Here is a 24,672-nt window from a genome sequence, read left to right on the forward strand (position 1 = left end):
GTTTTACCTCACCCCAACCCTCCCCTTGCTAAGGCTCGCGAATTAAATAACTTACAATTTTAATTGTTATTGTGGGATGGGCGTCCCGCCCGTCCTTTTTGGATGGGCGGGACGCCCATCCCACAATCTTGTGGAAGTTATTTAATTCTCATTCCTAATGGGATGGAGTAAGAAATTCACAAAGGATTTAGGATTGCTATAAGAACTACAGAGTAATGAAATCGCTAGCGGTGAGAATACCGGGGGTAATATTGTTAAGCTTCGCCAACAATTGATTGGTGTCCGTCACAGTAATCAAAGTTTGATTGTTGCTGGAAGTAATACTGAGTTGATTAAAACTCAATTCAGAATTCAACCCAATTAAATCCTCTCCCTTGCGGAAATCATTAATGATGTCGCTACCCAAACTTTGATTGAGGAAAAACACATCATTTCCCGAACCTCCCGTCAATGTATCGTCCCCAACATCCCCGGAAAGGAAATCGGCACCGCTGCCACCGCTGAGAATATCATTACCTTTGCCTCCGTACAGGCTATCGTTACCGATGTCGCCACAGATCACATCGTTTTCATTGCCGCCCAACACCAAGTCGTTGCCCTCACCGCCATCGAGACTGTCGTTTTCTTTGCCGCCGTACAGGGTATCGTTACCGATGTCGCCAAAAATCAGGTCTGCACCTTCATTGCCAAAGGCAATATCGTTGTCGTTTCCGGCATTAATTGTGTCATTTCCTAAGTTGCCTAAAATGTAGTCGTCGCCATCTTCACCCAGCAAGATATCGTCATCTTTACCGCCGAAAATGCTGTCGTTGCCAAGGCCGCCGGCAACTGTATCATTGCCTAAATCTCCCCTCAACAAGTCCTCGCCCTCACCACCAACCACAGTGTCATTATCTTTGCCAGCGTAGATGGTATCGTTGCCAGCGCTGCCAGAGATGAAATCGCTGCCTTCATTGCCGAAGATTGAGTCGTTATCTGCGCCGCCGTCAATGTTGTCATTGCCGCCCATGCCGTAGAGAGTATCGTTGCCGACTTGTCCGTTAATTGAATCGTTGATGACACCGCCCATGATGAAATCGGTAGTGTCGCCGCCGTTGATTGTTTGTTGGACGGGGTTGGGGGTGATGGTAGCAGGATCTAGTTGCGGGGCGTTGAGGCTATCGAGTAGGCAATCATCCGAAGCTGGAGTTGGAGTGGGCGTGGGAGTCGGTTCCGGTGTGGGCGTGGGAGTCGGTTCCGGTGTGGGCGTGGGAGTCGGTTCCGGTGTCGGAGTGGGAGTCGGTTCCGGTGTGGGCGTGGGAGTCGGTTCCGGTGTCGGAGTGGGAGTCGGTTCCGGTGTCGGAGTCGGAGTCGGTTCCGGTGTCGGAGTCGGAGTCGGTTCCGGTGTGGGAGTCGGTTCCGGTGTGGGCGTGGGAGTCGGTTCCGGTGTCGGAGTCGGAGTCTCAGTTGGAGTGGGCGTCGGAGTTGGAGTCGGCGTGACTGTAGGGTTCAATTCATAAGCGCCAATATCAACGATCGCACTTCCGTTATTATCACCATCAGCCGGGCGACTCACACCGCGCTGATCTGTCGCTGGCGCGCCCACACCAGTACCAGTATCAATTGCCGGACTTCCTGTTAGCAGTGGTCGCACGAAAGCGCCGTTAATATTTTCCAAAGGGCCCAGTAAGGGGTCGGCGATCGTCACATTTGCCGTAACATTACTATCATTAGGATCTCCCACGGTCAGTTTAGCGGGAAATTGAATATTGTTTCCCCCATCGATTAGCTGCCGTCCAGTGTGCTGCCTCGTTTTAAAAGGATTACTTGCCGTATTCCTATCAAAAATAGAATTCTTGACAGTAATTGGCGATTTCACAGGGTCGTTGAAAGTAGCAATACCTCCCGAAAATTCAGCGGTATTTTGAGCAAAAGTCGAATTGACGATGTTAGTCGAAAAGGAATCTCTGTTAGCGACAAGCATTCCTCCGCCCTGCTTATCCGCGCTGTTGCCGGAAAATGTACTGTTGACAATGCTGATATTTCCATTCTCTCCTGACCACAAACCGCCCCCATTATCTTCAGCTTGGTTATTAGCAAAAGTGGAATTTGTTACCGTAAGTTCGGTATTTCCGTGACGAATTGCGCCTCCCGAACCTCCAACTCCGGCTAGATCCTTGACAGCTTTATTGTTAATAAAAGTGCTATTTTCCAAGACCACTTTATCTTGCAAATAACCAAACAAAAAGGCTGCGCCTCCTTCTCTCGCTCCGATATTGCCATCAAAAAGGCTGTTGCGGATAGCAATAGTTCCGGCAACTGGGCCGGGGGTTGCATTCGGTCCCGAAGCATTAGCGCCATCGACGTAAACTGCCCCGCCAACGCCTTTATCTGTGCGGTTCCCTATGAATTTAGAGTTTTCGATCGTCATGCTGCCCAACAGGTTATTAACAGCACCGCCGTAGCTGCCTTTGTTGTTGGTAAATTCGCTATCTCTGATAGTCAAAACACCGCCGCTTTTAGTGGCGATCGCGCCGCCACCACGTTCGGTATTGTTAGCTAGTGAACCATCATTGTCGCTAAACTTGCTGTTAATGACAGTCGTCGTGCTGCGAAAACCCGTGTAAATGCCGCCACCAAAACCCGCCACATTATTATTGACTTGGCAATTTTCTAAAGTTAAAGTGCTGCTACCTCCTGTTTGAATGCCACCACCGGCGCTAGTTGTCTGATTATTTGGGTCAGTACCAGAAACTCGGCCGTTGGCAATAATCAGGTTTTTTAGAGTAACATTTGTTGCACCTTCTGTGAGAATGACCCGCGAAGCATTGTTGCCACTGATGGTTAAATTGGCTGCACCAACGGCGTCAATTGTCAAGTTTTTGTTGATAACAAGTTGACCATTCGTTAGGGTAATTGTTTGGCCCGCAAGAGTGGAGGCAAATTGAATGGTATCGCCGGCTGCTGCGGAGGCGATCGCATCTCTCAATGAACCCGGCCCGCTATCATTATTGTTGGTAACGGTAATAGTTGCTAAAGTCCCTTGATAATCCGCCATTGCCTCTGGAGTCAAGGCTAGCGGTGCTTCAATGTCACCCTTGGCAAACTCCAAATTCCAGTTACCACCGTGGCCAGTGCGATCGCTAGATGCAGCAATATCAGCCCCGGTTAACTCGCCCAGGCGATCGACAAAATCGCTTCCCGAACCCGCAGCAACATCGCAACCGTAAAGCACAATATCTGCTTTCTCGCTTAGCGCATTTCGCCACCCTTGCAACTGGCTTTCATATTGTGATAAATTATCCGAATTCAGCGTTGCAGAACCTAGCTGCAAGCTACCAGAATTGCCGTGAGAAATAATGTGAACTTGGTCTACAGTTTCCCCCGCAGCCGAAATTGTTTGCAGTTTCGCAGTAATTTGCTCGACTCCGTTACCATTTTTATCTAAAATGATAATCTCTGCACCGGGAAGCACGCCACCGGCAAGAGTTTGATAGTCATCTAAGTCGGAATCAATGAAGACAATAGATTTAGAACCAGCATTGTGGAGAACAGATTGTGAATCCATGTTGGTGGCAAAAGTTGAACTCATTTGGCATACCCATGAGAATGTTTACTATTTGCTGGTAGATTCACCTTGAAAGCAGAAGGCTAGAGATGCAGAAGGCAGTAGGCAGAATTAAAACCTCGGTAATCCATCGGGGATATTAAAATTCAGGGAAAAACTTGAATCTTATCCTTAAGTGAAACCCGATACTTTTCTACCTAATCAGCTTTTGCTGTGTAAAAATTGCGGTTTTTTTTAGCAATTAAATGCAGAGGATGTAATGTAAATAGTCCGGCACTGGAACCTCTATAGGTAGATTTGCTATGCACACCATTAGCCAGATACGTAGTGCATCAAACCATTGGGAAGCATTAGTCAGGTAAAACTCAGAAAATATTTTATGTGGTTCTGAGTTCCTGAGAATTGCTCTAGCTAGTACCTGATACATTCACATTAGATAAAACCAGGAAAATTCCCTAAAATTTTGATTAATTTAACTTTTTTCCTATCTGTAAAAAAGTTCCCACAAATCTAAAAATTATTGGTTGAGAAAGCAGGCTTTATTCGGCCGCTACTTATGGTTAGCCAGCTCAGGATTGCAATAGACGGGTGTGTCTCATTCTAGGTGTGGGCGATCGGCAATAAACAAGATTTATTACCGATCGCACTTGAAAAGAATCAGATCGATCGCTCCTCTTCGTTGGCGTAGCCCCCGTAGGGGCGCAGGGCTGTTTCATTCTCAAGAAAACGATGATTTTGACTCTTGTAGTGCTACCCCTACTCCCCGTGCCTACCCTCCCCATCCACGATTTGCTCATGTTTCAGAGATTGGGGCAGCCACGGGGGGCTGCCCCTACAAGAGAATGAAACAGCCCTGCGTAGGGGCGGGCTGCTGATGGCGCACCCTACCCCAGCCAGTTAGATTGTTACCTGAGTGAAATCGCTAGCGGTGAGAATACCGGGGGTAATATTGTTAAGCTTCGCCAACAATTGATTGGTGTCCGTCACAGTAATCAAAGTTTGATTGTTGCTGGAAGTAATACTGAGTTGATTAAAACTCAAACCAGAACTCAACCCAATTAAATCCTCTCCCTTGCGGAAATCAGTAATGATGTCGCTACCCAAACTTTGATTGAGGAAAAACACATCATTTCCCGAACCACCAGTCAATGTATCGTCCCCAACATCGCCGCTGAGGAAATCCTCCCCAGCACCGCCGCTGAGAATATCATTAGCTTTGCCGCCGTACAGGGTATCGTTACCGATGTCGCCGAACAGCACATCGTTTTCATTGCCGCCCAACAGCAAGTCGTTGCCCTCACCGCCATTGAGACTGTCGTTTTCTTTGCCGCCGTAAAGCGTGTCATTTCCCAATAAGCCAAAAATCAGGTCTGCACCTTCATTGCCAAAGGCAATATCGTTGCCATTTCCAGCATTAAGTGTGTCATTTCCCAAGTTGCCTAAAATGTAGTCGTCTCCATCTTCACCGAGTAAGATATCGTCATCTTTACCGCCGAAAATGCTGTCGTTGCCAAAGCCCCCGGCAACTGTATCATTGCCTAAATCTCCCCTCAACAAGTCGTCGCCCTCACCACCAACCACAGTGTCATTATCTTTGCCAGCGTAGATGGTATCGTTGCCAGCGTCGCCAGAGATGAAATCGCTGCCTCCATTGCCGAAGATTGAGTCGTTATCTGCACCGCCGTCAATGTTGTCATTGCCGCCCATACCGTAAAGAATATCGTTGCCGACTTGTCCGTTAATCGACTCGTTGATGCCACCGCCCATGATGAAATCGGCATCGTTACCGCCGTTGATTGTTTGTTGGACGGGGTTGGGGGTGATGGTGGCAGAGTCGAGTTGCGGGGCGTTGAGGCTATCGAGCAGGGAACCATCCGAGGCCGGAGTTGGTGTCGGTGCGGGAGTTGGTGTCGGCGGCGGAGTCGGCACAGGTGTGGGAGTTGGTGCCGGTTCCGGTGTGGGAGTTGGTGCCGGTTCCGGTGTGGGAGTCGGAGTCGGTTCCGGTGTGGGAGTTGGAGTCGGTTCGGGCGTCGGAGTAGGCGCCGGAGTCGGTGTGGGCGCCGGAGTCGGTGTGGGTGTCGGAGTCTCAGTCGGAGTCGGCGCGGGCGTCGGAGTTGGCGCCGGAGTCGGTGTGGGAGTTGGAGTCGGTTCCGGTGTGGGAGTTGGCGCCGGAGTCGGTGTGGGAGTTGGAGTCGGTTCCGGTGTGGGAGTTGGCGCCGGAGTCGGTGTGGGCACTGGGACGACACTACCTCCCAATTCAAAAGAGCCGCTGTCCACGATCGCACCTGGAATGCTGTCGCCATCTTGAGGGCGAGTCAGGCCTCGCTGATCTGTAGCGGGTGCGTCGGTGGCAATCCCTTTATCAATTGCCGGACTTCCTGTCAGCAGCGGCCTGACTAAAGCGCCGTTGATGTTTTGCAAAGGGCCAAGTAAGGGGTCTGCGATCGTCACACTTGCCGTCGCATTGACATCGCTTCCGTCATTGGGGTTTTTGGCCGGCCACTGAAAATTCCCTCCTCGATCGCTATATTGGGCGGTGACGTGTTGCTGAATGCCCCAAGGGTTTCCTCCGTTAGCCGCTGTATTGTTGGAAAGAATAGTGTTTTTGAGGGTGACATTATTGGCATTGGCGAAGATACCTCCACCAACCCAGCCTGCAGAATTATCGGCGATCGTCGTGTTGAGAATGGTTGTGGGTGCACCAAGAGTCATTGCACCGCCGAGTTTGTTGAAATCACCAGCAGCAAAGGCCGTGGAGTTGCCAGAAAACGTACTGTTAGTAATCGTAGTAGGGACATTTCGCATCCACAGCCCGCCACCTTGATTATTGGCTTTGTTGCCCGCAAAGGTGGTGTTGGCAATGGTCAATCCCTGGTTGGTGCTGTCGCTCAAAATCGTTACCCCACCACCGTTTCCATCATTTCCACCGTTGGGTAGCGCCAGAATTTCGTTATTTTGGAAGGTGCTGTCTGCAATACTTACGCTATCTTGGGTGCCGGTAAACAGATAAGCTGCTCCGCCTTCGCCTCGCCCTTTGTTGTCTTGGAATACGCTTTTGCTGATTTTAATTGTGCCGGAAGGCTCGTCAGTAGAACTGGCGCGGTCTGTGTAAATTGCCCCGCCGAAACCCCTTAAAAAAGAATTGCCGTTGGGATCGTTTGGGGCGAACTGGCCGGAGGTGGTATCGTTGCCGATGAATCGCGAGTTTTCAACTGTTAACTTGCCGTTTAGGCTGTTAATTGCCCCACCATTAATTCCTAAGTTGTTGGTGAAGTCGCTGTTAACAACGGTGAGGTTTTTATTACTTGCAAAAGCAATACCGCCAGCGCCACGTTCATCGTTGGTTGCAGTGGCTTTATTTCCGGTGAATTTACTGTCGGTAACGGTCAGGGTGTTGTTCCAGCCGCTGAAGATTGCACCGCCGCCTTTATCAGCCACGTTGTTGGTAAACTGAACGTTTTCTACGGTCATCGTTACTTCGTCTTGTGTACCGATCGCCCCACCATTATCCACCGTTTTACCGTTGATAATAGCGAGGTTTTTGACTGTAAAATTCGTAGCAGTCGCAACGTTGGCATTGACAAAAAAGGCGCGGGATGCGTTGTTGCCACTGATGGTTAAACCGGGTGCGGCGGCGCCGTCAATGGTGATGTTTTTGCCAACGGGAATATCGAGTTGACCGCTGGTGAGGGTAATGGTTTGGTTGGCTAAACCTGGAGCGAAGGTAATGATATCGCCGGCAACAGCGGTGGCGATCGCAGCCCTTAATGAACCCGGCCCGCTATCGCTATTGTTGGCTACTACGATCGTAGCTAAATCACCTTGGTAACTTGCCATAGCCTCTGGCCCCAAGGCTAAGGGAGATTCAATCTGACCCTTAGCAAATTCTAAATTCCAGTCGCCGTTGCTGCCAGTTATGTTGGTAGAGGCCGCAACGTCAGCTCCGGTTAATTGACTGAATCGATCGACGAAATTAACACCTGTACCGCCTGCTACATCGCAGCCGTACAGCATGATGTCTGCTTCTGGGGCTAGTGAAGTTTGCCACGAGTCCAACTGGCTTTTGTATTGCTCTATGTTATCTGAACCCAGAGCGGTATTGCCTAATTGTAGGCTGCCTGAACTGCCATGAGAAATAATGTGAACCGAGTCTATCGCCCCCTTAGTAGAGGCGTATTTTTCCATCTCGGATGTGATTTGTTCGATGCCGTTTTTGGTGCGATCGAGTATTACTACCTGCTGTCCGGGCAGCACTCCTGCTGTAATTGACTCGTAATCTTTCACGCCGGCGTCAATGAAGACTAAGGAGCGCACTGGCCGTTCTTCAAAAGCAGATTGTGAGTTAACTTGAGCGAATGTAGAACTCATATTGGAGACTCCATTAAGGGCATTATTAGTAGATACACCCCGCAGTAATCTCATCAGGCTTATTTCATTATATCTTAACACCCAATTGATAGATGATGCCTTTTTTAAAATATTTTTGTTGATTTATTTTGCTCGGCATTTGCATTTTTACTTTTAACTAAAATGGAAATCTGAGCCTCTATCTATGGGAATAGATCGCAATATTAATCGGGAATATTGAAATAAATCTAGGTTCTATTATCCAATTTTTTTTGACCACGAATTTCAAAGGTGGTATCAAGCCCCCGAATTTATCCGTGGAATCAATCCAAAATCGAAAATCGAAAATCCTCAAGAAAGAGCATTTATCTCGCGCAAGTCAATCTAAAATCTAAAATCTAAAATCTAAAATCGATTGACCTTATTTTGCTAATAGTAGGCTGAGTTGAGGGATGCGGAAATAGTGGAGGTAATTCACCCCCGAATAACTCCTCTTATATTTAGTAGTTTTTATTTGAGTGTGAGATTTTACGTAGAGGCACAATGCACTAGAGTTTCCCTAGCTGTATTTCATCCAATGGAAAACTGAATTATGTAGATTTTGAACAATTCTATATGCTTTGACTTTGCTAGGTTTGCGGTACACCTAAATACTGATTCCCAGGACGTTTGGTCGCATTTACTAACAGTCAAAACAATCTAAGATTAAGTGGAACCCCTCACGGTAAATCAATTGGCTTATCGCGCCCACCGCCGTTGCTGAATGTATCACTATCTCGATCGGCATAACACGAACCAAGTCCGCTGTTTTGAGTCAGAGAATTATGCGATTTTGGCAATTGACTTTTGTATGGTTCGAGGTAATCTGAACTGAGGATAACAAAGCCTAATTGCAGTTGGTTCGAGCGACCGTCATAAGTCGAGCCAACTTTGTCAATCTCTCTAAGGATAGAGGCAGATTTTTGAAGTTTCCAGGTAAATTTCTCGATGCAGTAAGATTCCCCAGCCAATATTCTGGCAACAAAATATCCACCTTCATTGATGCTGGACTCCTTGACTACAAAGCTTTTGGATGGGGGATTTGCGTCTTCCGAGGCGGGAGTCGTTTCCCTTAAAGAAGTCAACATATTCCGTCCTCCAAAAGTGAGTTTAGCGGTAGATACAGCCTTGGAGTCAGAGCTTCTGAAACTGCCAGCGACCTTGTTTATTTCGCCCATTCTTATGTAACCTATCTATCAGTTTGCCCTATTTCTGCTGCACTGCCATCCGCGATCGCACGGAATTTATATTCTGCGTGTTTTCCCTTAGTTCCGGCAAACGCCAAATTACCGATCGATCCGGTATCCTATCCGCGATCCCACTTTCACAAAAGAATCCAACTGTAATATCATCTCCGAGCAATTAACCATAATATCCTGGTCGGGGCGGGTTTTTGAGATTGTCAATTATTGGCAGGTATTGTTCGTGAACCCGCCCCTACAATCGCGGTCCCACGACCGGATATGATATAAGCCCGTGCTTCAAAGCTCGATAGTCTTCAGTCATTCGGCCATCTAAAATCTAAAATTTAAAAGGGTATGACACTTAGTAGATTGGCCTCGCAACAGCACCCCTCAAGATTCTGTGGAAGATGGCGGTTTTTTCCCTGCATTGCGAATATTAATAATCTTGTTGAGCGCCTCAAACCAAAAAGCAGCCCCCATAGAAATAGCTACGCCGCTCAATATCCAACCAAACAATCTTGCAATCAAAGCCGGCCACAATAAATTCCCCTGCTTATCTCGTTCCAAGCTGTTCTGTTCGCTCCATCCAAAAGGCAGAGCTACCTCATCCAAAGCTATATCTACATCCTTTTGAACTTTTCTCAGACTTGGTAAATTATCTAATTTAGTCCTAGCATTTTTTTCCACCAACTGCTCAGCGTACACATTAACAGTCGATCGCAACATCGAATCCTTCGACAACCGATTAATAATATGAATGGTATCAGCATTAGCAGCGACAGCGATCGCAGTTCCGAGCAAAATCGCCACCCCTCTAGCATTCCGCTTGTAAACACCAGAAGCACGCTCCATCGATTGGTCAAACCAAATTTCAATTTCTTTCTGAAACCGCTGCAACTGCTCTTGAGTATCTCCGCCGCCTTTTTCAGCGCGCTGCGCTAAAATATAAAGGCTGCGTTTCAAAGATTCTGGCATACTGTCCAAGGTTTCTTGAATTTGTTGATAAATCGGACTCTCCTCTTTTAAATCCATAATTTCTACTACCGTATCTTGACTTTTTTTAACAGTATTTAACAGATTGCTGAAACTCGGTTGCAGTTGCCCCAGCAGCGCCACCCGCTCAATTTTGCTGTCAAAACGAGCCTTCACAAATGCCATCTGCCTCTGAAATTCTCTCCCTCCTTGCTCAGTTTCTGGTAGATAAACCTGAGAATCCTTAATATAAAATTCTAGCTTTTCCGACATTCGATCTAAGCTGTTGTTCAAACTTGCTAAATTGTTTTGATAATCTTCAACAACTCGATTGAACTCCGCAGTCAGCCACCTAAATTCTTGCTCAATAATCGGTTTAATAGTATCCTGTAAACTCAGATTCGCTCCAATATGTTGAATTTGTGCCAACTGTAAATCTTTAAATCTTTCCAATCTGGTTTTAGAGATAGAGCTGAGCAAACTAGAAACCTTTAAAGTCTCCAAAAGGCTAGCCGAAAAACACTCGGCTGGAATATAAGAAGGCCCACTGGATTTATTGCCGAATACATTTTTAGTACCCGTAACTCCGTGGTACAAATCCCCCATGCGGTGCGTAACAGAGCGGAATCCCTCTGATAACAGCCCTTTCGCTCCCTGATTCAAATCTTTGATAATTGGATTGGCGTAAATCGCATGTGCTAACTGTCCGACTCGCTTAAATTGCAGGGGATCTTTCGCACCTTCGCTGCCGCCAGAAATCAGCACTTCGATCGACTTCTTTAAATGTTCCGCCCGCCACTGCCAAACAGTAGCAATCAGTTCCTGAATTTCCGAAGCTAGCAAGCTTAAAGTCAGGTAGATAAATACTAAGCCAATGATAATATCTATAATTACAGGCAAGTTCATGGTATTTTCCTAGTCGCAAATAACTGCTGTCTAAGTTTACCCTCAGTTTGGGACGCTCAAAACTCTCTTAACTTATGTCAGAAATCTTTCCATTCCTTGGCCGCAAACCGAAAAATCGCTGGAATGACAGCTTTACAGACAAAGTGTGGATGCTGGCTTTTCTGTTGGCTGCAGTGCTGATTTTCGGGCTGAATCTGGGCGGCGTGGCTTTGCGGGATTGGGATGAAGGCATTGCAGCGCAGGTAAGTCGCGAAATTTGGCGCGGCAACTTAAATTGGCTGTATCCGACGATCGACTCTATGCCTTATTTCAACAAACCGCCGCTGGTACACTGGCTAATCGGGCTCTGTTTTGCCGTCGGCGGTGTCAGCGAATTGACGGCGAGGTTGGTACCGGCGATGCTGACGGCGGCTTCAGTGCCCTTGCTTTACGCCATTGGCAGGGAGTTGTTTCCTAGACGCTCGATCGCCATTTTTTCTGCCCTCGTGTATCTGACGCTGTTACCGGTGGTGCGGCATGGACGTTTGGCGATGTTGGATGGAGCAGTTTTGTGTTTTTTGCTGGGGGCGATGTGGTGTTTGCTACGATCGCGCCGCGACTTGCGCTACGCTTTGGGCGCGGGGATTGGGTTCGGACTCATTTGCCTGACTAAGGGCGTCATGTTGGGGCTGCTGCTGGGTGCTGTTGGCTGTATTTTTTTGGTTTGGGATACCCCGCGACTCCTCACTTCTGGGTATCTTTGGGGCGGATTGGCGATCGGAACATTGCCAGTAGCTGCTTGGTATTTTGCCCAATGGCTGCACTACGGCCAATATTTCATCCACACTAATTTAATTAACGAATCTTTCCGGCGCATTTCGGAACCTGTAAGCAGTCACAGAGGCCCGCCTTGGTATTATCTTTTAGAAATTTTAAAATTAGCTTGGCCGTGGCAGTTATTTTGGCTACAAGGGCTGCGCCTGAGTTGGGAAAATCGCAATTTTGCCGGGCCAAAATTAGTATTGGTTTGGACAGGAGTATATCTGCTGGCTATTTCTGTGATGACTACTAAATTGCCGTGGTATGTTTTGCCAATTTATCCAGCTTTTGCTCTTGCTGTTGGCAGTTATCTCGCTGAAGTTTGGGAGCAACTGTGGCTGCCGCCAGAACCCGTCAAAGAGGAAGCAGAAGAACGTTTTGATGCTATTTCTTTGCTGCCTCATCCCGCGATTTTGGCAGTGCTGGCTATAGTTGCTGTCGTCGGTTGCGTGTACTTCAGTGGCTGGGTATGGATCGGGGGACAAATTGCGCCTCCAGAGCGAGATTTGCAGTTAATGCTGATGTTTGTAGCTTTGACAATGACAATGGCGGCCGTGTTGCTGCACCGCAAAGACCGACAGTTTATATTAGTTTTAATTTGGGGAACTTACCTGACGCTGTTGGTATTGGTGGCTTCAGATAACTGGGTTTGGGAATTGGCGGAGGATTATCCGGTTAAGCCGATCGCCGAAATTGTCCGCACAGGAACTCCGGCGGGTCAACAAGTGTTTACTTCTCACCGCTTGGGCCGTCCATCGCTGAATTTTTACAGTCAACGCCAAGTTATTGTTGCCGACGCACCTACGCTCAAACAGAAATGGCAAACTCTTCCTCAACCTTATTTTCTGTTAGAAAAACCTGTTTTAAAACATTTAGGTTTGCAGAATGCTGAGGTTGTCAAAACAGCGGACGATTGGGTTGTGGTAACTCGAAAGTAAGCGTGTTTCCCCAAATTACCGTAGGGGCGGGTTCACCAACCATAATCGCCTCAGACCAAAAATCTCGAAAACCCGCCCCCACTTGGGCGGCAAATCCAAATCTACATTAGACCTCTTGCAAAAATAATTAGGACGGGCTCTGGGGCCCATCCCACAAGAGTTATTTTTTCTTGTGGGATGAGCCCCAGAGCCCGTCCCATCAATTGATGAAAAGCATTTTTGCAAGAGGTCTATTTTTGGGATGCAATCGCATATCAGATCAATCTAGGCGATCGGCTGTGTGCGGACGAGTTTACCAACAATTCATACCACAAACCAACAATCTCAAAAACCCCTACACAAACTCAACCTTAAAAAGCTTACCCAAAAATGTTACACTAAACAAAAGCCTCAGTTAAATGCTCTCTAATAGAACTATGCAACTTACTGAACAACGATACTACTCGATCGAGGAATATCTAGCACTAGAAGAAGCTGCGGACTACAAAAGCGAATACATTGACGGTGAAATATTTCCTATGGCCGGTGGCTCTACAAATCACAATCAAATAGCGCTCAACTTCAGTACCGAACTAAATTTTGCATTCAAAAAACTAGACTATCGAGTTTTCATGAGCGATGTCCGCTTGTGGATACCCAAGAAGCGCATCTATACTTATCCCGATGTGATGGTAGTATGTGGGAAGCCGGAGTATTATAATAACCGCACCGATACGATTACCAATTCCAGAGTAATTATTGAGGTTTTGTCAGCTTCAACTAAAGGATACGATCGCAGCAAAAAGTTTGAGGGATACCGCACAATTCCCACTCTTGAAGAATACTTATTGCTCGACCAAAATCGGAGATATATCGAACATTTTTCTAAGACGGATGATAAGCGATGGTCGTTTGCTGAGTACAATGAATTGGATGAGACGATCGCGCTTGCTTCACTATCCTTTGAAATTGCTGTGGCAGATATCTATAATAAAGTGAATTTTGAAGAAGTAGATCCAGAAATTGCACCTGAAATTGGAGAAGTTTAATCAGGCTCAAAGCCCGCCAGGGTGCATTTCATTTTTGCAAATATATTCGTAGGGGCGAAGCATTCCGGCAGTAAATCTATGGTAATCGCTAATAAATTATCTGCCGGAATGGTTCGCTTTTACAAAATTGAGATGCACCCCCGCCGAAAAGCCTGGTTTATTGGGTTTTGATGCGTCCGTGATTATTTAACACGATTATTTCCGGGGCAGTGGTGGGAATTAGGGAACCACTTACACTTAATGATTCCACCGGATATTTCTTCTAATTTAGCAGGGGTGTGACCTGCACCGAATATATCAAGGTTGAGATTGAGGGCTACTTTCGCGGCGTAAGCAATGTACAAAGCACCAGGTACTAATACTGAAAAAAATACTGTCTTAGCAACTAGATTGTTATCCATGATATCTGTTTCGCTTCAAAGAGTTAGTTATCACTTGTTAATTATTCTGTGATTGTATCGCTGTAGAGTCTTTCTATTTTCAACGCCGTTTCGACTCTTTGATACTCCGCTTCAACCTCTTCTAAAAGCGCGCAGGCCGGATCGGGTAAAGACTGGTTAGCATTTGTTCCCATGCGGCCCATGATTTCGAGTTCCTCGCACAGCTCAAACAAGCGAAAAGCACCGAGAGTACCGCTAATCGACTTTAAAGAGTGAGCCGATCGCCGCAAAGCCAGCGGATCGGCGTTGCACAGAGCCATAGAGATGCCTCGCAGCAGTTCGGGAGCTGTTTCGAGGTAAATCTCGATCGCCTCGTCTAAAGCTTCCACTTCTCGCAATCCCTCTATAATCTTGGCACTCAGGGACTCGTGCCCCTCTGACAAAGCCCGATCGAGATTTGATGCACCCCACTCGACGACTGCCGGCGAATTGGGAATTGTCTGTTGTGGATTTCCCGCAACAGCCACATTCGATCGCACTTCTAATTCACTCGTTCCTTCGATCTGTTCCGCCGGGGCATCCAAACAAACGATCGGCTGCAGACGATCGAATGCGGAGTTCGATCGAGATTTACACGCCATCAAAGCTCGCACCAACTGATCGATGGCGATCGGCTTGCTCAAATAGTCGTCCATCCCCGCAGCCATACACTCTTCGCGATCGCCCTGCATCGCATTTGCCGTCATCGCCACAATCCAAGGCCTTGTCGATTTTCGATTTTCGATTTTCGATTTTCGATTGTTAGATTCATCAGTCGATTTTCTATTTTCTATTTGCGATTTTCGATTGTTAGATTCATCAGTCGATTTTCTATTTTCTATTTGCGATTCTCGATTGTTAGATTCCTTAGTCGATTTTCTATTTTCTATTTGCGATTCTCGATTGTTAGATTCCTTAGTCGATTTTTGATTTTCTATTTGCGATTCTCGATTGTTAGATTCATCAGTCGATTTTCTATTTTCTATTTGCGATTCTCGATTGTTAGATTCATCAGTCGATTTTTGATTTTCGATTTGCGATTCTCGATTGTTAGATTCCTCGTCAGTCAATGGGGGATTTTCGATTTTCGATTTTCGATTATTAGATTGCTCATCAGTTGCGGAAAGTTCTGATTCTCCCGTGAGATTTTCTAAAGTTAAATCTGCTGAAAATTGCTCGCGGATGCGGCGGGTAGTTTCCAGTCCGTCCATTTCCGGCATTTGCACATCCATCAGCACCACATCATAAGGCTGGCGGCGCAAAGCTTCGAGCACTTCGATACCGTTTCCCGCCACATCCGCGCGATACCCCATCCGCTGTAAAATTTGCAAAGCCACCTTCTGATTCACCAAATGATCGTCAGCCAACAGAATCCGCAGCGGTAAGTTCTCGGCCAGCACGGGTATGGTTTGCAAGAAAGGCCCGCTAGTGCGCTGCCCTTTAAATTCCGGTGTCTGTTCTCCAAAAATATTGATTAAAACATTGTAAAGCTGAGATTGTTTGATGGGTTTATTTAAAAAAGCAGCAAAATCCATCTCCATAGAAGGGGAATTAATTTCTTGCCTGCCGATCGAAGTTAGCATCACTAACGGCAACTTTTCGCAATCAGGATACCGGCGAATTTGCGCCGCTAAAGCCAACCCGTCCATTTCCGGCATTTGCATATCCAAAACTGCCAAGTCAAACATTTCTTTAGCAGCCAGCCAATCTAAAGCCAAACGAGCCGAAGCTGAAGCCCTAGCCACCATTCCCCAAGACTGAGCTTGGAGAGTCAAAATTCTGCGGTTGGTAGCATTGTCATCGACAATTAAGACTCGCTTCCCAGCTAATTCAGGTTGAGAATTGCTCAAGTTAAGTGGTAAGGAATTCTTGCAGCCAGAAACGATCGTACTAAAATAAAAAGTAGAGCCAACGGATTTCGTATTTTGGGCGATCGGCTGGTTGCTGAGTACAGATTTGGCATAGCCATATTTTTCGGCAATTTCGCAAGATTCTGCCCATCCCAAATCAATAACTGCCGACGATCTAAAATGGGCCGGAGGATTGCCCGCCACACTACCCATACTTTCCACCCACATCCTGCCGCCCATCATTTCGGCCAAACGCTTGCTAATTGCCAAACCCAATCCGGTACCGCCGTACTGCCGGCTCGTTGAAGAATCAACCTGGCTGAAAGATTTAAATAGCCGATCCATGCGATCGCTCGGAATGCCGATACCGGTATCTTTGACCGCAAAATGTATTTCGTATGCTGGGTTAATTACTACCGGTTCGCCAGCCATTAATGGCGGTTCTTTAGCCTTAGCCGCCGGCACTGAAATCTTTTTGGCAGTCACCGAAAGCACCACTTCTCCAGCGTCGGTAAATTTAACCGCATTACTGAGCAAGTTGATTAAAATTTGCCTCAAGCGGGTGCTATCGCCAATCGCCGTTACCGGTACTGTACGATCGATCAAGTAACCCACTTCCAGTTTTTTTTCTGCCGCCTTAGCAGCTACCAAGTCTAGAGATTCCTCAATGCAAGTGCGGAGGTCAAACGGATGTTCCTCCAAGTCCAATTTGCCCGACTCAATTTTCGAGAAATCTAGAATATCGTTGATCAGCGTCAGCAAGGCATCGCCGCTGCTGCGGATAGTTTCTACAAAATCGCGCTGTTCGCGAGTTAAGGGGGTATCCAGCAGCAAACCAGTCATGCCGATGACTCCATTCATCGGAGTGCGAATTTCGTGGCTCATGGTGGCTAAAAATTCGCTTTTGGCTCTAGTAGCCGCCAGTGCTTGATCGCGAGCTTTTGCCAAATCTACGTCGGTTTGCTGGCGTTCGAGTTCGCTTCCCACCCACTGAGCCATCAGTTTCATCAACTCTCTGTCTACAGCTCGAAACGGTTCTGTCACAGGAGTCGGAGAAAAGAAGCACAGAGTGCCGTAAACTTTGCCTCCCACCGTGACGGGAATGCCCATGTAAGCTTCAATGGGGAAGGCTCGATCGTGCGTGTTAAAGGAAAAACCCGAAAATCTCACCGACTCAAAGTAGATCGGTTCTTTTGCCATTGACGTAGCGACGCAGAAAGTTTTTTCCAGATCGTAGATTTGGTCTTTGACGATCGACCCGTCGGGACACTCAACAGCCATTATTTGATAGTTGTCGCCTTGAATGCAGGACAAAATTCCCACCGACAGGCCTAAATGCCGACATCCCATTGCCAGCAGTTCTTGGAGGCGCAAATCAAAGGTAGAGAGGTGGTTGAGCGGGTCTGTACGGGGAGCAGAAGTCACTTGGTACAAAGCTTTGATGGCAGCTTCGCTTTCTCGCAGTTCTTGTTCTGTTTGCTTCCGCACGCTGATGTCGCGGGAAATGCCGATAATTTCTTGGACTTCGCCGGTTTGGGGATCGCTGATCGTGCGGCCGGTGGTTTCAAACCAAATGTATTTGCCGTCTTTGCGGCGGATGCGGTAGCTGACGGTGTAAGTAACTGGGAGGGCCAGGACTTTCCAGTGGGCTTTGGCAATGGTTTCTAAATCGTCGGGGTGAAAATAATCCTTGGGGACGCGGCCGATGAGTTCCGAAGGTTCGTATCCCAGCAAAGCCCTGCTGGCGGGCGAGACGTAAACAAACACGCCTTTGGGGTCGTGTCTGGTGATCATGTCGGTTGAGTTTTCGGCCATCAACCGATAGCGGTCTTCGCTTTCATTACGTTCGACTTGAGAATTGCCCAATGCTTCTAGCATTCGGTTGATGGCGTCGGCCAAGCTTGCGAGTTCATCTTCTCCGGCAATATCAACGCGCAAGCTTGGGTCGCCGTTGGCTGCGATGTTGCTGACGCTGGTGCTCAAGGAAGCCAATCTCGCCAAAACTAATTTTTCTAGCAACAGCAGGGTGATGGCGCTAAATATTAAACCTACTGCCAGTATTGATAAGGTAAACAGCTCCAAGGTAGCCTGACCTTGGCCGTAGATGATGCGATCTGTCTCTACTCGCAGCAGCAGCGCTAGGTTGCCGTGGATGTCGCGAATCAGGGCGTATCCTGCGACTAAGGTGTCGCTGAGTGGCTCGACTAAAATTTCTGCTGATTTGAGGTTGGAAATTTTGAGTTTGACATTTTCCAACTCCTGCCTCGATCGAGCCATCGCCTTGGCGCTGTGCCCGGAGTAGTTCGCGGCTCCCACTTTAAAATCTAAACTCGGCAATCTAAAATCCACTGACAGGTGAGTCAGTTCTGAAAGCAAACCGATTTCGCTGCTGTCTAGGTAGCGTCCCAAGATCAGCGTCCCCCGCGACGGGCCTTGGGAGTTGCTGTTCAAGATGGGCTTGGCGGCAATCAGCAGTCTGGCTTCTGGCAGGGTGAGGACGCCTGTTTTGGCGACGGGGCGATCGCCCTCGACTGTCGATGAGTCTATTAGTGCCTCGGTCAAGTGCTGTTTGAAGCTTTCGGGAATCGGGATTTCGGTTTGGGATTTAAGGTCGAAACCTTTGCTGAAGATTGTCTTACCGTTGGAGTCAAGCAGCACCAATAAGTTTAGTCTCAAGTAAATAAATGTCGAATCGACGAAATTTGACTTGACAAAATTTTCGTTCCGTGTTTCGACGAAAGAGTAAGTATCGTCCCAATCGGCGTAATCTTGGGCGCTGGTGTCTAAATTCGACAAGTCATCATCTAATGCGTCCAAAGCCCGTGCGACATCCTGGCGGACGTACTGTGCCTCCAGGTTGTGAAAATCATGCAGCAAAATAGTTGATGCAGTGGCATAGAGAACCAGAATCAGGCTGATCAGCGCTGCACCGATGATTAATAGTGTTTTTTTTCGGAGTTGCATGGCGTCGCCCTCCTCACGGTGCTAATAGGCAACTAGCCAGGAGAGGTTTGAGACGTAGGTTGTTTAACATTGGCGATCGCAGGGCCTGCGTGTTTGGACTTTTCTGGGCTGACGAAAGCAAAGCCCTTGGTATTCCCAAGGTATCCGGTATGTTGCCCCCCACAGCCAGTGTAGTATTTTCAGAGCTTTAGTTCCATATTATTCACCAAAAAACGAGCGAGAAGCCCCTGGCTTTAGACATGGGGAGGAAAGCGGCTGCGACTTCAGTCGCCTCTCTTCAAAATCCATACGAATAACCATCTTTTTTGTGAATGGGTTTGCAATATTTATGGCTAATCCCTGCCACTCTTCCCATCGTGGTGGCGATATCAAACGAGCCGGATGCACGGCACAGAGCTCGTCCCACATAGGAGCCGACTTTCTTTCCTGCGGTGACTGTCGCGCTGATAATATCACCAGTTTGAAAACCGAAATGGATTTGCTTTCTTGATTTATGGCGAATTGGAAAGCCAAACTTATCCGTGCCACACATCTGTCTGCTGCCATGTCCCGTCGCCTTGATTAGCAGTGGTTGAGAAGTCAGCACCTTTAATTCTTCGACTTTGCCGACACTTGCAGCATCTAACCAGTGACATTTAGGTAGTTGCAAACGAGTTCGATTGAACTTCGTTTGACCGCCAGAACCCGTAGTTACCGGAAGTTCAGTTTTGTTGAGCTGATTGAACAACGCCCAACGTGTCGAGTTGACGGCAGCAGCATCTTTTAAGGGTCGTTTTCTTTGTGCTTGAATTCTTTTAAGAACATCAGGTTTTTTGGCCAGGAATTGCTCAATTTTTTGAGTATCTTTCTTTTTATTGCAAGAATCGCAAGCCAGACATAGATTTGAGATACGATTCGTGCCGCCTTTAGCTTTAGGGTGAATATGTTCGACTTGTAAAGGTATATTTTCACTACCACAATAAGCGCATTTTCTGTCCCACGCATCAAGAATATATTCGCGAACCTCGTAGCCCAAAAGTGTGCCTTGCTGATATTCAATACCTGAGATTTCAGGGTTTTCAAGTTGTTGTAAATCAAATCGCACAAGTTCTTGAGCTATTGACCCGATAGGCGCAAGTTTGATGAGTTTGTTCACCCAAGTGAGTGTAGTCAAAACTCGGTGTTCAAGACTGGGTGCCAACCAACCTCTAGGACCTGTGCGATTCAAGAACCTTGGTTGACGATAACGAGTATGTCGATTTCGTCGTCCCCTCCGCAGTTGACGGCGTGAGAGCAGAGCATCTTTGATTGCCTGACCTCTGTGAGTCAATTCTGCTGCCCAAATGACTTGTGCGCCGTTCAATATGGCAAAACCAGTTACCCTAGAACCAGGATCGATTTTAATCTTTAAATGGGGTCTGATTAAATCGGGTCGGGACTCTTCAAGAATCAAAGTGAACGGAAACTTACGGTAAATAGCCGCTTGTTTCTGCTTCAGAAGCCTCCTTGCAAAACCGGGATGAATTGGTGTTAGCGGTCTTTTTTGGGCATCAATTACAAAAACAAAATTAGACATAAAGTCCTCCATTGCTGGGTAAAGTTCGCTCCCTTGAATGTTTATTGAGCTTGTTATGCCAAAAGCACTGGTTTAACCCCGTTAAGCCTGTTTAACTTTTGGCGATAGATCGGAAAACTAGCGTCGCATTCTCCGGTATCGTGACTCAAAAAACGTAGGTCTAATCCTGTCTCTGGTAAGGTTCGGGCTTTCTTCTTGAACCGCTGGCGATCGAGCCGGACTTCCTGAAAGCCCCTAGCTTTAGCTATGGGGTTCCTTACAACCTATGACCTACAAGTCAAAACCTGACGATCGGCATCTTCAAAATTAACCGCCGATCGAACTCAAAACAGTTCGCGTTTGTTTGATACTAACGCAGCCAGGGCGGCGGGCGGTTGGGAGAACAGGCGTGCTGGGTGGAGAACCCTCTCTATTATTGTACCTAAAAAATATTGAGGAGAGAGGGAACTGGCCCGCGAAGTTTGCTTTGCCAAAAGGTTTTCACTCCAATAAATGTTTTGATTTTTGTCATTCTTCAGTAATCCTTGCAACAGTTGTAGAATCTGCCTCAAAGCAAATCCAGCCTGCAAGCCTGAACCCCGTTCAAAAATTGTGATAGCAGAGGCAATGAAGATCCGGCTACTTTTTATTTATTACATCTGCAAATAAAATATACGACAATCAATAAAATCGGCTTTTCACTTTTCTATTTTAAATTCATCAAAACTGCTAATTAAAATGTATAGATTCACCGTTGGCACCAGCCTCAAAAAACGGGTATGAACTGGTTTACCATAACATTATTCAACCGTACTAACAAATTAATACAAACTCGTTCCCAATCCCCGATCAAATCCTTTACTAACATTAGTGCCTGATGTCAGTAGAAACTCACATCAGGCACTATATGCAATCCGATCGCAACTTGAGTCTTTTTTATCGGATGACGGCTAAAGCACCGGCGCCTGCTGCAGCTGCAGCCGAGGAAAGAGCGGTGAAAAACAGCCACCAAGAGGCAACTTCTGCTGCTTTCCGGGTTTCTTCGGCTTGTTTTTCAGCTTGCAGTTTGATGCTTTCGAGGCGAAGCTGCGCCTCTTGCTGCAAGCGTTCTGCTCTTTGCAAGACGGTGTTGCGGCTTCTTTCAATTTGGTCGATCAAGCGGTTGGCATCTGCTTCGGAAATGTCCTCGCGAGAACTCATTAGTGCTACTAAAGTATCGCGGTTGAAATGACCCAGCCGATCGCGCAAAGCATCAAATCCGGCTTGCGGATCGTCAAATAACTTCCGCACGTCCCGCGTAATGCCTTCGTAATTTAGTTCAGGGCGATCGAGCGAATTGAGGTAATCCCGAATTTTTCCGAGAACCCCGTCAATTACCGACTGAATACCCTCCTGTATTTTCTGAATTTGCAGTGCGAACTCATCGCGCACCGACAAAATTCCATCGACAATGCGATTGGCTTCTGCTTCAGAAATATCCGGCCGCTGAGACAGCAGAGAAACAATTGTAGCTCGATCGATGTGCGACAAGCGCTCGCCCAAACTGTATGCACCGACTTTCGGGTCATGCAGCAGCAGTTGCAAGTCGCGCTTGATGGATTCGGGATTTAATTCATCCTTGCCCGTATTACGCAAATAATCTTCTAAAACACTCTGAAAATCGTGCACTTGGCTTTGCACCCGTTTTGCCAAACGGCGGGGCGCTTTCACAATCGAGCCAAGGGTTTCCTGCACTTGGTCGATAATTTGATTGACTTGTTCCTCGCTCAAATCTTGTCTCTGAGAAAGCAGTTTTACCAAAGTATCGCGATCGACTTGAGACAGGCGGCCACGCAGCGCCAAAGCTCCTTCTTTTGGATTTTCCAGCAGTTTTGTCAAATCCCGCTGAATCCCTTCAGGATTGAGTTCTGATTTGCCAGTATTGCGAAGGTAATCTGCAAGGGCGGTGGTGGTTTGGTCGTACTGATCCTTAGCTTTTTCTGCCAACTTTTGCGGCGTATGTACCGCGCTGTGCCAATTTTCTTCGGCGCTTTCGAGAAGCTGATTTACTTGGTCTTCGCTGAGGTCTTTCCGCTGAGATAGCAATTTTACCAAAGTTTGGCGATCGAACTTAGAAGCTCTAGCTCTGAGCGCCCACATTCCCGCTTCCGGGTTGTCCAGCAGCGTTTTCAAATCGCGCTTGATGCCTTCGGGATTGAGTTCTTCTTTGCCCGTAGACTTCAAGTATTCTTGTACTCTTTGCCACTGGTTATCTAGTCGGGCTTGCGCTGCTTCTTGCAGACCTTTAGCATCTGCTAAAACTACATCTCGCGTCCTTTCTAACTCTTGAACAATCTGTTCTACTTCCTGGAATCCGAAATTTTCGCGACCTCGGAGAATTTGCACAAAACTGTCGCGGGTGTAAGGAGAAAGTCGATCGCGCAACTGTTCGTAACTCGCGTCGGAATCCTCTAAGATTTTTTTGAAATCGCTCCCGATACCTGCTGCTGTCAGTTCCTCTTTCGGCGTCAACTTCAAATAAGTTTCCAACCGCCACTGCAAATCGCGAGCTTTTTCTTGCTCCTCGGCAAAGATCACGGTTTGTAAAACGCGCTGTCTAATTGCTTCTAATTCCTGGGAAATTTCTTTAATTTTGTCTTGGGTAAAAACGCCTCGACTAGCCAAGATTTCGGCAAAATTAGACTGTTTTAGTTTTTCTAATTCGCGGCGCACTGTTCCGGGGTCGGCGGTAGGATCGTAGAGCACGTCCCGAAATTCGCGCTCGATGGCTTGGGGGTTCATCTGCCACGAATAAGTGTTGAGTAGGTAGTTTTCTACGTCGGCACGAATTGGGCTGTAAGTTACGGGTTCGCCTTTGACTTGAGCGGTAATTTTATCAGTTTGCTGGGTAACTTTGTCTTTAGCTTCTTTGAGCTGACCGACTACTTTTTCAAGATCCAAGTCAGAAATATCTGTGCGACCCAATACTATTCCCATTAAAGCATTGACTGCCATTGTCGTTGCTTGGGACATCATGGTCGGGCTTTGTCCAGAATTTTGACCGCCCAGATTGCTGAGGGCTTTTTCTACCCGACTTGCCAATTTATCTGAGACCAGATCTCCAGATTTGGCAGATTTGAGATAGTCTACTAATTGGGCGATGCCGTCTGATGGCTGCCCTTGTTTTCCTACTTGTTTCCAAGCATCTTGAAGTTGGTCTACAATCCGGTTTACGTCGCGTTTTGATAAGTCCGATCGCGAACTTACTAAATCTACGAGGGTTTGCCGATCGAGATTTGGCAAATTTTCGGCTGCAATAGTTTTTAGTTGCGGATCGTTGAGCAATTTTTCAAACTCGCTACGCATCCCTTTGATGTCTAATTCTGGCGGTTTGAGGCTTTGGATGTAGTCTTCGACGTTTTCGCGCAAGCTTGTGGGGTCGATCGCGCTACCGAGTTCATGGCCCACTGCTGCTGCTGCTGCTTTGGCTGTGGCGACTACTTGGTTGCTGGCTGCTTTGGCGCCGATAGCCGAGGCTGCGGTGCCGACAATGGCTTGAAAGCCTGCTGTGGCGCTGTTGACGACGGAACCGATCAAGGAACCGACGGTGGTGGAGCTCACCCAAACAAGCATTGAGAAATAGGTAGCCCACACGACTAAACCGACGATCGCACCTAAACCGGGACTGCTAATCAAGCTGAGCTTTACTGCAAGCAAGCAAGCAAAGAATAGGGCGATGGTGACGGTAATCAGCGTCCAAGTGCCTACTTTTCTGCCGATATGGCGGACTGGGGGGCTGCCGCTATCCGAGTGGTGGTCGTCGTCGTGGGATTGTCCAATGTACGAAAGGCCGGCTGCTACTGATAAATTTGTTAGCAAGAGTTGGAAAGCGCAGGCGAGTACCACTCCAGCTATCAAGGCGATAAAAAATTGTGGCCCGGAATAGAGGAGTGCTGCGTCTTCTACTCTGTTTGTTGTTGTAGTCTGGTCTACTGGCACTTGGGCCAGCCAGAACCCGATGTTATACAGTTGTGGATTTATTGGCAAATTTTGATACATAGTATATTCCTCGTTAAGGAGTGGGTGCGCGCGCTCATTGGCGCAAGTTAACTAATGTATAGTTTTAGACTCATGCCCCCAATGGCAAGCATCGCCTTATTGTCGAGC

General features: G+C 47.3%; 10 protein-coding genes. 2 read left to right on the forward strand and 8 right to left on the reverse strand.

Annotation, left to right across the window (positions count from 1 at the left end; genetic code table 11):
* Nucleotides 1-205: 205 nt before the first annotated feature.
* The 4 genes from QUB51_RS06080 to QUB51_RS06095 form a co-directional block, all read right to left on the reverse strand.
* Nucleotides 206-3,571, reverse strand: a complete 3,366-nt coding sequence (locus QUB51_RS06080) for a DUF4347 domain-containing protein (RefSeq protein ID WP_333260098.1) — start codon at nt 3,569-3,571, stop codon at nt 206-208.
* 873 nt (nt 3,572-4,444) lie between these two features.
* A complete protein-coding gene (locus tag QUB51_RS06085; RefSeq protein WP_333260101.1) occupies nt 4,445-7,915 on the reverse strand; it encodes a DUF4347 domain-containing protein in 3,471 nt (1,156 codons plus the stop codon).
* Between the two features lie 698 nt (nt 7,916-8,613).
* Nucleotides 8,614-9,021, reverse strand: coding sequence for a hypothetical protein (locus QUB51_RS06090; protein ID WP_333260104.1), 408 nt, complete (start codon nt 9,019-9,021; stop codon nt 8,614-8,616).
* Between the two features lie 486 nt (nt 9,022-9,507).
* Nucleotides 9,508-10,995, reverse strand: coding sequence for a hypothetical protein (locus QUB51_RS06095; RefSeq protein ID WP_333260107.1), 1,488 nt, complete (start codon nt 10,993-10,995; stop codon nt 9,508-9,510).
* 74 nt (nt 10,996-11,069) lie between these two features.
* Here QUB51_RS06095 and QUB51_RS06100 point away from each other — a divergent pair, with 74 nt between their 5' ends.
* The gene (locus QUB51_RS06100; protein WP_333052981.1) at nt 11,070-12,731 is read left to right on the forward strand and encodes a glycosyltransferase family 39 protein; all 1,662 of its coding nucleotides are present in this window, start codon (nt 11,070-11,072) and stop codon (nt 12,729-12,731) included.
* Between the two features lie 416 nt (nt 12,732-13,147).
* Nucleotides 13,148-13,759, forward strand: coding sequence for a Uma2 family endonuclease (locus QUB51_RS06105; RefSeq protein WP_333232049.1), 612 nt, complete (start codon nt 13,148-13,150; stop codon nt 13,757-13,759).
* A 182-nt stretch (nt 13,760-13,941) separates the two neighbouring features.
* Here the strand turns inward: QUB51_RS06105 and QUB51_RS06110 are convergent, their stop codons facing one another.
* The 4 genes from QUB51_RS06110 to QUB51_RS06125 all read right to left on the reverse strand — a co-directional run bounded on the left by QUB51_RS06110 (nt 13,942) and on the right by QUB51_RS06125 (nt 24,564).
* Complete coding sequence (locus QUB51_RS06110) at nt 13,942-14,160, reverse strand: hypothetical protein (protein WP_333052985.1); 219 nt, start codon at nt 14,158-14,160, stop codon at nt 13,942-13,944.
* A 41-nt stretch (nt 14,161-14,201) separates the two neighbouring features.
* Nucleotides 14,202-18,992, reverse strand: a complete 4,791-nt coding sequence (locus tag QUB51_RS06115) for a response regulator (protein ID WP_333260110.1) — start codon at nt 18,990-18,992, stop codon at nt 14,202-14,204.
* A gap of 277 nt (nt 18,993-19,269) precedes the next feature.
* Nucleotides 19,270-20,547 carry an RNA-guided endonuclease IscB gene (gene iscB, locus QUB51_RS06120; RefSeq protein ID WP_333052989.1) on the reverse strand — a complete coding sequence of 426 codons (1,278 nt, stop codon included), beginning with the start codon at nt 20,545-20,547 and terminating at the stop codon, nt 19,270-19,272.
* A gap of 915 nt (nt 20,548-21,462) precedes the next feature.
* Nucleotides 21,463-24,564, reverse strand: a complete 3,102-nt coding sequence (locus tag QUB51_RS06125; protein WP_333260113.1) for an MFS transporter — start codon at nt 24,562-24,564, stop codon at nt 21,463-21,465.
* Nucleotides 24,565-24,672: the final 108 nt, after the last annotated feature.

Source organism: Microcoleus sp. AT8-A3 (genome assembly GCF_036705675.1).
In the GTDB taxonomy this organism is placed as follows: domain Bacteria; phylum Cyanobacteriota; class Cyanobacteriia; order Cyanobacteriales; family Microcoleaceae; genus Microcoleus.

Bases quoted from the DNA above. Each gene is read 5' to 3' on its own strand.
- QUB51_RS06080 (WP_333260098.1), bottom strand. From the start codon at position 3,571: ATGAGTTCAACTTTTGCCACCAACATGGATTCACAATCTGTTCTCCAC.
- QUB51_RS06085 (WP_333260101.1), bottom strand. From the start codon at position 7,915: ATGAGTTCTACATTCGCTCAAGTTAACTCACAATCTGCTTTTGAAGAA.
- QUB51_RS06090 (WP_333260104.1), bottom strand. From the start codon at position 9,021: ATGTTGACTTCTTTAAGGGAAACGACTCCCGCCTCGGAAGACGCAAAT.
- QUB51_RS06095 (WP_333260107.1), bottom strand. From the start codon at position 10,995: ATGAACTTGCCTGTAATTATAGATATTATCATTGGCTTAGTATTTATC.
- QUB51_RS06100 (WP_333052981.1), top strand. From the start codon at position 11,070: ATGTCAGAAATCTTTCCATTCCTTGGCCGCAAACCGAAAAATCGCTGG.
- QUB51_RS06105 (WP_333232049.1), top strand. From the start codon at position 13,148: ATGCAACTTACTGAACAACGATACTACTCGATCGAGGAATATCTAGCA.
- QUB51_RS06110 (WP_333052985.1), bottom strand. From the start codon at position 14,160: ATGGATAACAATCTAGTTGCTAAGACAGTATTTTTTTCAGTATTAGTA.
- QUB51_RS06115 (WP_333260110.1), bottom strand. From the start codon at position 18,992: ATGCAACTCCGAAAAAAAACACTATTAATCATCGGTGCAGCGCTGATC.
- iscB (WP_333052989.1), bottom strand. From the start codon at position 20,547: ATGTCTAATTTTGTTTTTGTAATTGATGCCCAAAAAAGACCGCTAACA.
- QUB51_RS06125 (WP_333260113.1), bottom strand. From the start codon at position 24,564: ATGTATCAAAATTTGCCAATAAATCCACAACTGTATAACATCGGGTTC.